This window comes from Rhizobium sp. SVR5-2C (assembly GCF_056755115.1).
In genome coordinates, this window is the sequence record NZ_JBNDHT010000399.1 from 1 (window position 1) to 273 (window position 273).

General features: G+C 59.7%; 1 pseudogene. It reads right to left on the reverse strand.

The features are described from left to right. Positions 1 to 192 (reverse strand): annotated as a pseudogene (locus ACPYOI_RS36260) (DUF6030 family protein); the annotation flags it as partial. Positions 193 to 273 lie beyond the last annotated feature (81 nt).

Consider the following 273-nt stretch of genomic DNA (forward strand, 5'->3'; position numbering starts at 1 on the left):
GCTCTCGTCCGGCAGCTCATATCCGAAACGCGCAGCCAGCGTAAGTAGATTGCGCATGTCATTGGAGAGGAGAACTGTGCCGCCGATGACCGAAAGCGAAGCGGCGACCATCAGCCACAGCACTGCCCGCCGCCTACGATGCGGCGCCGGCGTTTTCAGGTGCTGGTGCGAGGGCTCGCTGGCCAAATCCATTCACTCGTCAGAAGGCGGTCGCCCGCATCACTCCGCCTGGCCAACAGTATCTAGTCAACAAGAGAAGCGAAATATTCAACG